Source organism: Streptomyces sp. Mut1 (assembly GCF_030719295.1).
Taxonomy (GTDB): domain Bacteria; phylum Actinomycetota; class Actinomycetes; order Streptomycetales; family Streptomycetaceae; genus Streptomyces; species Streptomyces castrisilvae.
In genome coordinates, this window is the sequence record NZ_CP120997.1 from 5,386,812 (window position 1) to 5,399,966 (window position 13,155).

Genomic DNA, 13,155 nt, shown 5'->3' on the forward strand with positions numbered 1-13,155 from the left:
CCGCCTCCCCGCCCCCGTACCGTCACGGAACAGCGTCCTAGAGCACCTTGGACAGGAACGACTTCGTCCGGTCGTGCTGCGGGTTGGTCAGGACGTCGCGCGGGTGGCCCGACTCGACCACCACCCCGTCGTCCATGAAGACCAGCGCGTCGCCGACCTCGCGGGCGAAGCCCATCTCGTGGGTGACGACGATCATCGTCATGCCGTCCTCGGCGAGCCCGCGCATCACGTCGAGCACATCACCGACCAGCTCCGGGTCGAGCGCCGACGTGGGCTCGTCGAAGAGCATCAGCTTCGGCTCCATGGCCAGGGCACGGGCGATGGCCACCCGCTGCTGCTGGCCGCCGGAGAGCTGCGAGGGGTAGTTCTTCGCCTTGTCACCGAGGCCGACCCGGTCGAGCAGCTTCTCGGCACGGGCCCGCGCGACCGCCTTGGACTCGTGCTTCACCTGGACGGGAGCCTCCATGACGTTCTCGATCGCCGTCATGTGCGGGAACAGGTTGAAGCGCTGGAAGACCATGCCGATGTCCCGGCGCTTCAGGGCGACCTCGCTGTCCTTGAGCTCGTAGAGCTTGTCGCCCTTCTGGCGGTAGCCCACCAGCTCGCCGTCCACGTACAGCCGGCCGGCGCTGAGCTGCTCCAGGTGGTTGATGCACCGCAGGAACGTCGACTTGCCGGAACCGGACGGGCCGATCAGACAGAAGACCTCGCGCGGGGCGACCTCCAGGTCGATGCCCTTGAGGATGTGTGCGGCGCCGAAGGACTTGTGGACGCCCTCGGCCTTCACCATGGCGGTCATGCCATGCCTCCCTTCGGGCGGCCGAACGACAGCAGCGTGGCCCGTACCTTCTGCAGCGGGGTCGGCGGCAGGCTCCGGCTGGAGCCGCGCGCGTAGTACCGCTCCAGGTAGTACTGCCCGATGCTCAGCACCGAGGTCATGATCAGATACCAGGCCGCGGCGAGGAAGTACATCTCCACCGGGGCCCCGGAACTCTGCCCGATGTCCTGGGCGTATTTGAAGAGTTCGTAGAACTGCACGGCCGCCACCAGTGAGGTGGTCTTGAGCATGTTGATGACCTCGTTGCCCGTGGGCGGCACGATCACCCGCATGGCCTGCGGGATCACGACGCGCCGCAGGGTCTTGCCGTGGCTCATGCCCAGCGCGTGCGAGGCCTCCGTCTGGCCCTCGTCCACCGAGAGCAGACCGGCCCGGCAGATCTCCGCCATGTACGCGGCCTCGTTGAGGCCGAGGCCGAGCAGCGCCGTCAGCAGCGGCGTCATGAAGCTCGACCAGTAGTCCTTGTAGACCGGCCCGAGGTTGATGTACTCGAAGACCAGACCCAGGTTGAACCACACGAACAGCTGGACCAGGACCGGTGTGCCGCGGAAGAACCAGATGTAGAACCACGCGATGGACGAGGTCACCGGGTTCTTCGACAGGCGCATGACGGCCAGCAGGATGCCGCCGACCACGCCGATGACCATCGACAGGGCGGTCAGCAGCAGAGTCTGCCCGACGCCCTCGATGATGCGGTCGTCGAAGAAGTAGTCCGGGACCGCGCCCCAGTTGATCCTGCCCTGGCTGAAGGCGTAGACGATCGCGACGAACGCGGCGATGGCGACGAGCGCCGAGACGTACCGGCCGTAGTGCCGGACCGGGATGGCCTTGATGGCCTCCGGCCCGGACGCCGGCACGGCGGGGGGTGCGGGCGGCTCTTCGGCCGGGCCCGTCTTCTTCTCGATGTCAGTCACGGCTCATGCCTTTCGGGGACGGAATCCGGTCAGGACCCGCCGTTCACCTTGGCCTCGGTGATCGCACCGGCCTCGACGCCCCACTTGGCGATGACCTTGTCGTACTCGCCGCTCTTGATGATGGCGTCCATGGCCGCCTTGATGGCCTGGGTGAGCTGGTCGTTGCCCTTGGCGACGGCGATGCCGTACGGGGCCGCCTCGACCTGCTCGCCGACGAGCTGGAAGTCCTTGCCGCCGCCCGAGGTCTTCACCGCGTACGCGGCGACCGGGAAGTCGGAGGAACCGGCGTCGGCGCCGCCCGAGCGCAGCCGGGTCTGGGCCTCCAGGTCGTTGTCGTACGCCTCGATGGCGATCTTCTTGCCGCCCGTGCACTTCTTCGACTCGGCCTTGGCCAGGTCGTGCGAGACCGTGTTGCGCTGGAGGGCGATCTTCTTGCCGCAGAGGTCGGCCCAGGTCTTGATGCCCTGGTCGTCGCCCTTCTTGGTGTAGATCGAGACACCGGCGGTGAAGTAGTCGACGAAGTCGACGCCCTCGCCGACCTTCTTCTTCGTCTCCGGGTCGATGCCCTCCTGGCGGTCCTTCGTGTCGGTCATCGCCGACATCGCCAGGTCGTAGCGCTTGGAGCGCAGGCCGGTGATCAGGGTGTCGAACGTGCCGTTCTCGAACTGGAACTCCACGCCCAGTTCCTTGCCGAGCGCGTCGGCGAGATCGGGGTCGATGCCCACGGTCTCGCCGGACTTGTCCTTGAACTCGACCGGCGGGTACGCGATGTCCGAGCCGACCTTGATGACGCCCTTGGCCTTGATCTTCGCGGGCAGCAGGTCCGCGGGCGAGGAGGTCTCGGCGGAGGCACCGGCGCTGGTCCCGGCCTTGTCCGGGCCGCTGGAGTCGTTGTTCTTCGTCTGGTCGCCACAGGCGGTCAGCAGCATGGTGCCGGCGACCGCGATGGCGCCGACCGCGGCGATGCGGGACCTCGCGGCCGTACGACGGGTGGAGCGTGCGGTCATGATCGGGTTCCTCCGGCAGGTCAGGTGGTCGCCAGGGCGGTAATGGCACACGGCGTCGGGTGTCGCCGCCTTGTGTGATTACGGCATGTTGCCATTCGGACTAGCCCGAACAGGGGGCCCGGCATGTCAAAATCGGGTAACGGGCGATCCCCGAACCTCTTGAGGCCGGTACACCAGGGCCGGACCTTCTGTGGGGTTTCCTCCTGACGGCCGGAGAATCTGCGGTGCGTCCCGAGTGGCGGACGCAGGCCGGGCACAAGCCCGGCCTGTTCAGATATCCGACTATGAGTCACGTCACGGAGTCGATATGGACTCGTCCGTGACCAGGTCCGTCCGGTAAGAAAGACCTTTACACCCCTCATCCGGGGCTCAGGGCGCGTGTGCGGCGCGCCCGCGCGTATGTACCTCTCCCTGCCGGGGCGGGCCAACCGCCCGGCGCAGGGCGCGTACGCGGTGCCCGCCCACCCCTCCTCAACCAGGAGTGGCCACCCTCAAACGATGAAGACTTAAGGGGTCAACACCATGGCAGCGGAGATCGTCAATCCTCGCAGCGACAGCAGTACCGACAGCAGCACCGACGAGCCGTTCGATCCGGCCTTCGCGCTCCACCGGGGCGGGAAGATGGCCGTGCAGGCCACCGTCCCGATCCGGGACAAGGACGACTTGTCCCTCGCGTACACGCCCGGCGTCGCGAAGGTGTGCAGCGCGATCGCCGAGCAGCCCGAGCTCGTCCACGACTACACCTGGAAGTCGCAGGTCGTCGCCGTCGTGACGGACGGCACCGCGGTGCTCGGCCTCGGCGACATCGGCCCCGAGGCGTCCCTCCCGGTGATGGAGGGCAAGGCGATCCTGTTCAAGCAGTTCGGCGGCGTCGACGCGGTGCCGATCGCGCTGGCGACCACCGACGCGGACGAGATCGTGGAGACCGTCGTCCGGCTCGCCCCCTCCTTCGGCGGGGTGAACCTGGAGGACATCTCGGCGCCGCGCTGCTTCGAGATCGAGCGCAAGCTCCAGGAGCGGCTCGACATTCCGGTCTTCCACGACGACCAGCACGGCACCGCGGTGGTCACGCTCGCGGCCCTGCGCAACGCGGCGAAGCTGTCCGGGCGCAGCCTCGGCGACCTGCGCGGCGTCATCTCGGGCGCGGGTGCGGCCGGGGTGGCCATCGCCAAGTTCCTGCTGGAGGCGGGGATCGGTGATGTCGCCGTCGCCGACCGCAAGGGCATCGTCAGCCGGGACCGCGAGGACCTGACCGACGTCAAGCGGGAGCTGGCCGCGCTCACCAACAGGGCGGGCATCTCCGGCTCCCTGGACACGGCGCTGGCCGGCGCGGACGTCTTCATCGGAGTCTCCGGCGGTACGGTGCCGGAGGCGGCGGTGGCCTCGATGGCGCCCGGGGCGTTCGTCTTCGCCATGGCGAACCCGAACCCGGAGGTCCACCCCGACATCGCGCACAAGTACGCGGCCGTCGTGGCGACCGGGCGGTCGGACTACCCGAACCAGATCAACAACGTGCTCGCGTTCCCCGGCATCTTCGCGGGCGCGCTCCAGGTACGGGCTTCGCGGATCACCGAGGGCATGAAGATCGCCGCGGCGAACGCGCTGGCGGATGTCGTGGGCGACGAGCTGGCCGCGGACTACGTGATCCCGTCCCCGTTCGACGAGCGGGTCGCCCCGGCGGTGACGGCGGCGGTGGCCGCGGCGGCGCGGGCGGAGGGCGTGGCGCGGCGCTGAGCCGGCCGGGGGCCGGCGGGGGCCGGTGGGCGGCGTTGGGCGGCGCGATTTCGGGCGCCGCCCGTCGGGCCTTCTGCGTTCGGGGGCGCTGCCCCCGGTTGGGGAGCGCCGCCCGCGGGCCCCTGCTTTCGGGGGCGCTGCCCCCGGCCCCCCGCTCCTCAATCGCCGGAGGGGCTTGGTTTTGCCTCTGCCGGTGGGTGGCTTGAGCTGCGCCGGGGCAAGATCCAGCCTCGCCGGCGATTGAGGCGCGGGGGCCGGGGCAGGTCCCGGTTTCGGGGAGGGGCGGGTAGGGGAGAGCCTGCGTTACGCGCGGTGCGTGTCACACCCGCAGCCGGTTACGTCGCGGTAGCCCGCCCCCTATCGTCGGCCCCATGTTCGCCGCCTACGCATCCCGCCTCGACCGCGACCACCCCCTCAACGGCCTTGAGCTGGGCGAACGCCCCGCTCCACAGGGCCGGCCGGGGTGGACCACCGTGAACGTCCGGGCCGCTTCCCTCAACCACCACGACCTCTGGTCCCTGCGCGGCGTCGGCCTCGCGGAGGACAAGCTGCCGATGATCCTCGGCTGCGACGCCGCCGGGGTCGACGAGGACGGCAACGAGGTCGTCCTGCACTCGGTCATCGGCCAGACCGGGCACGGGGTCGGACCTGACGAGCCCCGGTCCATCCTCACCGAGCGCCACCAGGGCACCTTCGCCGAGCAGGTCACCGTCCCCAGCTGGAACGTGCTGCCCAAGCCGAAGGAGCTCACCTTCGAACAGGCCGCCTGTCTGCCCACCGCGTGGCTGACCGCGTACCGCATGCTCTTCACCAACGCCGGGGTGCGCCCCGGCGACTCCGTGCTGGTCCAGGGCGCCGGCGGCGGGGTCGCGACCGCCGCCATCGTGCTCGGCCGGGCCGCCGGGCTGCGCGTCTACGCCACCAGCCGCGACGAGGCCAGGCGCAGCCGGGCCGTCGAACTCGGCGCCGTCGAGGCGTTCGAGGCCGGGGCCAGGCTGCCCCACCGGGTCGACGCCGTCATCGAGACGGTCGGCGCCGCCACCTGGTCGCACTCCGTCAAGTCACTGCGCCCGGGAGGCACGCTGGTCATCTCCGGTGCCACCAGCGGCGACCGCCCCTCGCACGCCGAGCTGACCCGGATCTTCTTCCTGGAGCTGAAGGTCGTCGGCTCCACCATGGGGTCCAAGGACGAACTGGAGGACCTCCTCGCCTTCTGCGCCACCACCGGCGTGCGCCCCGTCATCGACCAGGTGCTGCCGCTGGACCGCGCCCGCGAGGGGTTCGAACGGCTCGCCGCGGGCGACCAGTTCGGCAAAATCGTGCTGACTGTCAACAATGGTTGACACGGTCCGCTCGTCAACGTAAGTTGACAGCATGACCGAAGCAACGGATCTCGCCGAGCGGGCGGGCGACCGCGACCCCCGGGTGGGGCTGCGGTCGGTCGCCGCGCTGCGGCGGCTGCTGGAGCAGCTGGAAGCCGTACAAGTCGGAAGCGCACGCGCCCAGGGCTGGTCGTGGCAGGAGATCGCCGCCGAACTGGGCGTCAGCAGGCAGGCCGTGCACAAGAAGTACGGGAGGCATTGATGTTCGAGCGATTCACCCATGGGGCCCGCGCCACGGTGACCGGAGCCGTGGAGCAGGCCGAGCGGGCCGGTGCCGGCGCGGTCACCGAGGAACATCTGCTGCTCGCCCTCCTGGACCAGGTGACCGGCCGGGCGTCATTCGCCGTCACCGCGCTGGGTCTCACGGACCGCAGGGCCTCGGTGGAGGCCGGCCTCGCCGAGGCGCGCCGGCGCGGCGGCATGACCAGGGCCGACGCCGAGGCGCTCGCGGGTATCGGTATCGACCTCACCGCGGTCGTCTCACGCATCGAGGAGGCGCACGGCGAAGGTGCCCTGCGGGGCGGCGGCGGGGGCCGGCGGCGATGGTCGGGCAGCCCCTCGTTCGCCCGGGAGGCGAAGAAGGCCCTGGAGAGGTCGCTGCGGATCGCGCTCGGCCGCGGGGACCGGTTCATCGGTGAGGAACACCTGCTGCTGGCCCTCACCGCCACCCCCGGAATCGTCGCCGACGTGCTCGCCGAGCACGGCGCCACGTACGCGACGGTCGAGCGCGCGCTGTACGGGGACGGCGGCGCTGACCAGGACCGCGAGGCGGGCTGACCGGGCGGGGGCCGGGGCAGCGAGGTGCGTTGACCGGGCCGGGGCAGGGGGCGCGAGGCGCGTTGACCGGGCGTCGGCCGGAACCAGCGGCCCGCCGGCCGGAACCAGCGGCCCGTCGGCCGGAACCAGCGGCCCGTCGGCCGGAACCAGCGGCCCGTCGGCCGGAACCAGCGGCCCGTCGGCCGGAACCAGCGGCCCGTCGGCCGGAACCAGCGGCCCGTCGGCCGGACGCGCGCCGGGGCGCATAACGGGGGCCGGCCGGCCCCGGGTGTCGCTCCCCGGACCGGTCGGCCCCCGCCTCGCTCCCTCGCCTCGCACCCCGGCCCGCCCGGGGCGTCACTCCCCGGACCGATCGGCCCTCGCCTCGCGCCCCGCGCGCCCGGGGTGTCGCTCCCCGGGCGCGCCGGCCCCCCGCCCCGCGCCCGTGCCCTGCGCTGACGCCCGGCGCCTCGAACGCACCCCCGCCTCGCCGCCTCGCGCACCGTGCGCCCGCGCCCCCGCGCGCACGTGCCCCCCGCCCCTACTTCGCGCCCTCGTCGTCGCTGCCGCGCAGCGCCGCCGCGATGTGGGCCGCCGCCGTCGACAGATGGCGGCGGGCCTCCGTGAGCTGGTCCTCCGTCACGCCGTGGTCCCGGGCCGCGTCGCGGATCTCGTCGCGGAAGCGGTCGAGCAGGCGGTCCAGGTCGCGGGCCGGGTCGCCGGTGCCGCCGGTCTCCTTGCCCCAGTCGGGGTCGGTGTCCGCGGCGTCCGGCTTGATGTACGGCGCCCAGCCGCCGGTGCGGGCGAAGCCGCCCAGCTGGCCGGTGATCTCGGCCAGGCCCTCACGGACCCCGGCCGGCCAGTCGCCCCGGGCGAAGTGCTCCTGGACCTGACGGGCGGCGTTCTGCATCTGCTCGCGCGCCCGGTCCTGGGCCTCCTTGGCCTGGCGGCGGGCCTGCTGCGCGTCCTGGCGGGCGCGCCGGGACTCGTCCTTCGCGCGGCGGGCCTGCTCCTTCCACTCCTGCTTGGCCTTGCGCAGCTCCTCCTTCGCGGAGCGCCACGCCTCCTTGTCGCGCAGATCGCCGAGGTCGCCCAGGTCCCCGAGGTCCCCGAAGCCGCCGAAGGGGGACTCCTTGCCGCCCGAGTGGGTGCCCTTGCCGCCGCCCGAGGTGTGGCGCGACTCGTCGGCCGCCGCCCGCATCTCGCTGCGCAGCTTGCCCGCGGCCCCGCGCACGTCGTCGCGCATCTCGGCGGCCAGTTCGGAGACGGACTCCCGGATCTCCAGCTCCAGATCCGCCAGCTCACCCGTGCGGTCGGCCAGTTCGGCGCGGCCGGCCTCGGTGATCGAGTAGACCTTGCGGCCGCCCTCGGTGGCATGCGTGACCAGGCCCTCGGCCTCCAGCTTGGCCAGCCGGGGGTAGACGGTGCCCGCCGAGGGGGCGTACAGCCCCTGGAAGCGCTCCTCCAGCAGCCGGATCACCTCGTAGCCGTGCCGGGGGGCCTCGTCGAGCAGCTTCAACAGGTACAGCCGCAGACGGCCGTGGGCGAATACGGGGGGCATGTCAGAGCACCTTTCCGGTCGGCTCGCCGTCGTACGAATCTTCCTCGGCCGCCGGCGGGCGGCGCAGGAGCGCGATCGACCCCGATACGGTCGTCGCCCGCAGGGTCCCGGTGCCGGCGCCCAGCGTGCCGGTGATCTTCTTCGCGGCCCACCGGCCGCTGACCCGCAGGTCCTCGAAGCCGTTGGAGACGGAGCCGCTCGCGGTGTTCGCCTCGACCGTCGCGTCGGCGGGGTGCGGCAGCCGGATCGCGATCTCGCCGGAGACCGTGGTCAGCCGGATGTCGGTGGGCTTCCCGGTCGGGTCCACGTCGAGCACCATGCCGCCGCTGACCGACTCGGCCTTCACCGAGGCGCCCCCGCCCTCGACGACCGTCAGATCGCCGGAGACCGAGTGGAAGCGCAGATCGCCGGTGACGGACTGGGCCTCCACACTGCCGGACACGGTCTCCGCGCCCACCGGTCCGGCGAGCTTGACGAGCGTGGTGTCACCCGTGACGCCCCGCACCTCCGTACGGCCGCGGACCCCGGAGACGAAGGCGCCGGCGCCGACCACGCCCACCTCCACCGTCGAGCCGGCCGGGACCGCCAGCGAGACGACCGCGTGGCGGCGCCACTCCTTGCGGTCGAGCCACTTCAGCAGGTTCTGCCAGGCCAGGTCCTCGTACGCCACGGTCAGGACACCGTCCTCGTGCGTCACGACCAGTGGCGGGCCCTCGATGGCGGAGACCTCCAGGCGTGCGGTCGGCTCGTCGGTGCCGACGACGTTGACCGTGCCGTTGACGACGCGCACCTTCAGCGCGGTCACCGGCGCGTCGAAGGCCAGCTTTTGAGGCTCGGCGACGGCCCATGTCGAGACAGGCATGGATCTGACCTCCCGGGTAGCGCGGACGACGCAACATATCGCGTCTCTTGAGGAACACGATATATCGCGGGTGCGGGAAGTCAAGAAAGGGCGGGAAAGTCGGGGGAGGGGTGGGGGTTCCGGGTGGCGTGGAGGGTGAGCAAAACCCATCGGAACGGGACAATGTGTCCTACGGTGTGGGCATGGACGCGACCTCACCCGTGGGTGCACTGCTGCTGTGCCGGACCGCGCCGGAAGCCGTGCGCCCGGTCGCCCGGCTGCTCCGCGAGCCGCTGCTGCTCGCACCCGCCGGTGACGGGTGGAGCCTCCTCGTACCCGAGGGCGAGCCCTGGCGGGGCGGCCGGCGGGCGGAGTCCGCCACGGGTGAGGCCGCCGAGCCCGTCGACCGGGTGATGGGCGGCTGGGCCACCGCGCTCGCGGTCGGCTCGACCTGGCCGGTGCTCGCGCTGTGGTGGGACGGCGACCGGGCCGGCTACACCCTCGCCGCCGGATTCCGCCGCCCGGTGGGCTACGTCTGGCTGGCGGACGGGACCCCGGCCGGCGAGGACGAGGCGATGCGTACGTTCGCCGAGCGGCTCGGTCTCGACCCCGTACTGGACGTGCAGGCGCTCGAAGCGCTGACCCGGCCCGACCCGGACGCCGACGCCCGGGTCCGGCTGCGCGGGCTGCTCGCCGTGCTCACCCGCACCGGCCTCGCGCTCCCGGCCGGCCTCGAACCGGGGGAGCCCGGCGCGCGGCCGGACCCGGGGAGCGAGGGGTGGCCGGACGCCGAGCGCATCGAGTGGACCGGCTGGCGTGACGCGGTCCAGGTCGACCTCGACGCGGCGGAGCACAGCCGCCTGGGGCCCTGGATGCGGGGCCCCAGGGCCCGCGCCCTGGCCGGTGCCCAGCTGGCCGCCGGTCTCCCGCTCGCCCTCTGGGGGGCGGCCCGGCGCAGCGGCGGCTGGGCCTTCGCCGGGGTGCTGCTGATGGCGCACGGGGCGCTGGGCCTCGCGTACGACCGCATCCGGGCGGACGGCCCGGACGCGACCGGCTGACGGGGCCGGTTACTCGTCCTCGTCGTCCTCGTCGTCCAGACGGGCCAGCCAGGTCGCGAGGCGCTCGACCGGCACCTCGAAGTCGGGATTCAGATCGACGAACGTACGCAGCTGCTCGGCGAGCCACTCGAAAGTGACCTCTTCCTCGCCTCGCCGCTTCTCCAGCTCCTCGATACCGCGGTCGGTGAAGTACATGGCACGAAGTTTAGAGGCCCGCCGGACACCTTCGTCGCGTCCTCGTCGATGTACCCCGCATCGGCCGACTACGGCCGTTAATCTGCGGGTAGTTGGCGAACGGGGGGTGTCATGGGTGACAGTGGGTCCCGTATTACGCGCATTGAGCTTCCGGACGGCACGCCGGTCTGGGCCAGGATCTCCGGTGCCGAGGAACTGGCCGGTCCGGCTCCCGGCGGCGGTCCGACATACACGGACACCGGGTTCGGGGACCTCGCGGACCAGGTGCAGGCACGGGTCGAGAGCCTGCACTCGGTGGTGACGGGGGTGGCGCGCTCGCTCGCCGTGCCGCTGCGCGCGGTGCGGCCGGACGAGGTGAGCGTCGAGTTCGGCATCGAGCTCACCGCCAAGGCCGGCAAGATCGTCGGACTGCTCGCGGACGGCGAGGCCAAGGGCGCGATCACGGTCACGCTCACCTGGAGCGGTGGTGGACCTCCGGTCGACCCGCCCCCGCCCGCCCCGGTGCCCGCGCAGACCTCCGCGCCGCCCGGGAGCCCGGCCCCGGCGCCACCCCTTCCGCCCGCGCCCCCCGCACCACCGCCGCACGCGGGCGCACACCCCGGCTTCCCGCCCGCCGGGGCATCCCCCGGCGCACCGGCACAACCCGGCGGTGCGGACGACACCGACGGCGGCGGGGTATGACCTTCGATGGCCAGGGGGGCGCAGAGGGGGTGCTGGGACCCGCTCAGGCTGCCCTCATGGACCTCGTGCAGGACGCCACCGTACGCATCCATCGCCCGCCGTCCGGGTATGCCCAGGACGGGCCGGGAGGGGACTTCCTGGGCAGCGGCTTCTTCGTCGCCCCCAGCTGGGTCCTCACCTGCGCACACGTGGCGACGCGGGGGGAGGGGGGCATGGTGGGCGTGTGGTTCAAGGAGGACCGCTACAGCGCGGAACTGACCGAGGTGCCGGGCAAGGTCGTCGCCGCGATGCCCGGCGCCCGGCCGCCCGGGGGCGGCGGCTGGCCGGCCCCCGACCTCGCGCTCATCCAGCTCCAGCGCCCCGTCGAGCACACCTGCGTGTACGTCACCGAGCGGTCCGAGGCGATGCTCCGCAGCCGCGAGGTGCGCTGCGTGGGCTGGGCGCCCGGACAGGGCGGCGGACTCCAGAACCGCAGCGGCGTCTGCGCGGTGAAGGGCTCCTACGGGGGGTCCGGCGACGCCGAGCAGGTCGTCAGGCTCGACGGGGACTGGGTGGAGCTCGGCATGTCCGGCGGCCCGCTGGTCGACCTCGTCCGGGGTGAGGTGGTCGGCGTGATCAAGTCACGGCTCGACGGCCACCAGGGCGGCACCGCCGTAGGCATCGAGCGGCTGCGCACCCTTGAGGTGCCGGCCACCCCCGTCGAGACCGAGACCGACGACATATACCAGGCCGTCTTCCACGCCCACGACCGCTACCACGCCGACCAGCACACCAGCTCGGCCGGGACCGAGCGGACCTGGACCGACGCGCAGAGCGAACTGCCCGTCCCGCCCGGCGGCATCCTCGGCCCCAAACGCCGGGTGGACCTGCTGGGCCGGCTCGCCGAACTGCCGCCGCCCGCCAGCACCCGCGCCCTGCTGATGCTGCTCGACCGCCTGCCCGGGGTGCATTCCCGGGACCACCGCCCGGCCCCGCGCGGCTGGCGCGACGGACTGGGCGCGCTGTACGACGTCCGCGCCCGCGACAGCGAGGCCCAGTTCGAACTGATCGTGCGCTTCTGCATGGGCGTCCTGGCGGCCGACCGGCCCTGCGGACAGCTCTCCGTGCGCAACGCCAAGGCGCTGTGGGGCTGGGTGAAGCGGATCGCGGACGTCGAGCTGCCCAGGGACCTGCGCCGGCAGCTCGACGTGGAGTGGGCCGAGATCCGGCTGCGCCTGGAGCAGAACCGCCAGCCCGCCGATCGCACCCGGGCGAGCGCGCCCGTCCTGTACGGCGACCGCGACTGCGTCGTGCTCCACGTCGACCTCCAGGGCTGGTCCCGCGACCAGTACGACTGGCGGGTCGCCGTGGACCGCCGGGCATCGGAGGCGGAGCCGGTGGACGAGGACAGCCGCGGCGCCCCGCTCGGCACCGTGCCCGACCGGCTCGCCGCCGCGCTGACCGAGGCGTTCCGCCGGTGCGACGAACCGGGCAGCCCGGCCATGCTCCAGGTCGTCGTGGCGCCCGCGCTCTTCGGCCTCCCGGTGGACGACTGGGTGCTGCCCCCGTCCGGGCAGCGCCTCGGAGCCGTACGCCCGGTGGTGCTGCGCAGCCCGTACCAGGGCCGTCCCGAGGAGCGCCCGGCCCGCTGGAACGCCGGCCTGGCGACTCCGCTGCGGGCCGAAGTCGTCGACTGCGAGGACGAATTGAGGGTACGAGTACCGGAGTCGGCGCGGCTGCTCGCCCTGGCCCACGAGACCGTGCCCGTCCTGTGCCGCTACGGGAGCCGGCCGGACTCGGACGTCACGGCCGGGGTGGTGCGGCTGCTCGACAGCGGCTTCGGCGTCGCCCTGTTGCAGCGGCGTGCCACGGAGGGCGACACGGTCTGCCGGGAGTTCCACCGGCGCGTGGCCGAGGCCGTATCGGACACCCGTACCCACGACCGGCTGCCGTGGAAGATCCATGAACTGCGCAGAGGGGTGAGCGCCGGGCGCACGGAGATGTACTGGTCCGCCGGCGCCGCCCTCTACTACGACGATCCGCACCGTCCGCTGCCGGGCTCCGACTTCCTGGAGGCGCCTTGAGCCACCGCGTACCGCATCACCCGCAGAGGCGAACTGACCTTTCTCTTACGGGGGTTGGGCCGGATCGCTACGGTAAGGCACGTTCGACGGCGGCCGCCGGTGGCGGACGAGTGACAATGAGGAAC

At 72.5% G+C, this 13,155-nt stretch carries 13 protein-coding genes; 7 read left to right on the top strand and 6 right to left on the bottom strand.

Annotated features, from left to right (window positions below):
- Positions 1-37 precede the first annotated feature (37 nt).
- From P8A18_RS23610 to P8A18_RS23620, 3 genes are read right to left on the bottom strand one after another with little or no spacing between them, the layout of a single operon-like run.
- Positions 38-799, bottom strand: a complete 762-nt coding sequence (locus P8A18_RS23610; RefSeq protein ID WP_306057367.1) for an amino acid ABC transporter ATP-binding protein — start codon at positions 797-799, stop codon at positions 38-40.
- Positions 796-1,752, bottom strand: coding sequence for an amino acid ABC transporter permease (locus P8A18_RS23615; protein ID WP_306057368.1), 957 nt, complete (start codon positions 1,750-1,752; stop codon positions 796-798). Before P8A18_RS23615 ends, P8A18_RS23610 begins: the two co-directional genes overlap by 4 nt.
- A 29-nt stretch (positions 1,753-1,781) precedes the next feature.
- The gene (locus P8A18_RS23620) at positions 1,782-2,759 is read right to left on the bottom strand and encodes an ABC transporter substrate-binding protein (RefSeq protein WP_306057369.1); all 978 of its coding nucleotides are present in this window, start codon (positions 2,757-2,759) and stop codon (positions 1,782-1,784) included.
- A 522-nt stretch (positions 2,760-3,281) separates the two neighbouring features.
- Here P8A18_RS23620 and P8A18_RS23625 point away from each other — a divergent pair.
- The 4 genes from P8A18_RS23625 to P8A18_RS23640 all read left to right on the top strand — a co-directional run bounded on the left by P8A18_RS23625 (position 3,282) and on the right by P8A18_RS23640 (position 6,652).
- On the top strand, positions 3,282-4,493 hold the full coding sequence (locus tag P8A18_RS23625; protein WP_306057371.1) for an NAD(P)-dependent malic enzyme: 1,212 nt from the start codon (positions 3,282-3,284) through the stop codon (positions 4,491-4,493).
- A gap of 371 nt (positions 4,494-4,864) precedes the next feature.
- Positions 4,865-5,836, top strand: a complete 972-nt coding sequence (locus tag P8A18_RS23630; RefSeq protein ID WP_306057373.1) for a zinc-binding dehydrogenase — start codon at positions 4,865-4,867, stop codon at positions 5,834-5,836.
- Between the two features lie 31 nt (positions 5,837-5,867).
- Entirely contained in the window at positions 5,868-6,077 is a 210-nt protein-coding gene (locus P8A18_RS23635) for a helix-turn-helix domain-containing protein (RefSeq protein ID WP_018549966.1), read from the top strand.
- Positions 6,077-6,652 (top strand): Clp protease N-terminal domain-containing protein, encoded by a 576-nt coding sequence (locus P8A18_RS23640; RefSeq protein WP_306057375.1) that lies wholly within the window; start codon positions 6,077-6,079, stop codon positions 6,650-6,652. The genes P8A18_RS23635 and P8A18_RS23640 overlap by 1 nt, the downstream gene beginning before the upstream one ends.
- Positions 6,653-7,172: 520 nt before the next feature.
- Here P8A18_RS23640 and P8A18_RS23645 read toward each other — a convergent pair.
- Together P8A18_RS23645 and P8A18_RS23650 are read right to left on the bottom strand one after the other, a co-directional pair.
- The gene (locus P8A18_RS23645; RefSeq protein ID WP_306057378.1) at positions 7,173-8,192 is read right to left on the bottom strand and encodes a PadR family transcriptional regulator; all 1,020 of its coding nucleotides are present in this window, start codon (positions 8,190-8,192) and stop codon (positions 7,173-7,175) included.
- Position 8,193: 1 nt separating this feature from the next.
- Positions 8,194-9,054, bottom strand: coding sequence for a DUF4097 family beta strand repeat-containing protein (locus P8A18_RS23650; RefSeq protein ID WP_306057380.1), 861 nt, complete (start codon positions 9,052-9,054; stop codon positions 8,194-8,196).
- Positions 9,055-9,236: 182 nt separating this feature from the next.
- Here P8A18_RS23650 and P8A18_RS23655 point away from each other — a divergent pair, with 182 nt between their 5' ends.
- Positions 9,237-10,091: a hypothetical protein gene (locus tag P8A18_RS23655; RefSeq protein ID WP_306057381.1), complete on the top strand. Its 855-nt coding sequence runs from the start codon at positions 9,237-9,239 to the stop codon at positions 10,089-10,091.
- Between the two features lie 9 nt (positions 10,092-10,100).
- Here P8A18_RS23655 and P8A18_RS23660 read toward each other — a convergent pair whose 3' ends face one another.
- On the bottom strand, positions 10,101-10,286 hold the full coding sequence (locus P8A18_RS23660; RefSeq protein ID WP_010061466.1) for a DUF6104 family protein: 186 nt from the start codon (positions 10,284-10,286) through the stop codon (positions 10,101-10,103).
- 111 nt (positions 10,287-10,397) lie between these two features.
- On the opposite strand from P8A18_RS23660, the gene P8A18_RS23665 reads away from it, so the two are divergent.
- The gene (locus P8A18_RS23665; RefSeq protein WP_306057393.1) at positions 10,398-10,967 is read left to right on the top strand and encodes a CU044_2847 family protein; all 570 of its coding nucleotides are present in this window, start codon (positions 10,398-10,400) and stop codon (positions 10,965-10,967) included.
- A gap of 56 nt (positions 10,968-11,023) precedes the next feature.
- Complete coding sequence (locus P8A18_RS23670; RefSeq protein WP_306057394.1) at positions 11,024-13,030, top strand: VMAP-C domain-containing protein; 2,007 nt, start codon at positions 11,024-11,026, stop codon at positions 13,028-13,030.
- The last annotated feature ends 125 nt before the right edge of the window (positions 13,031-13,155 follow it).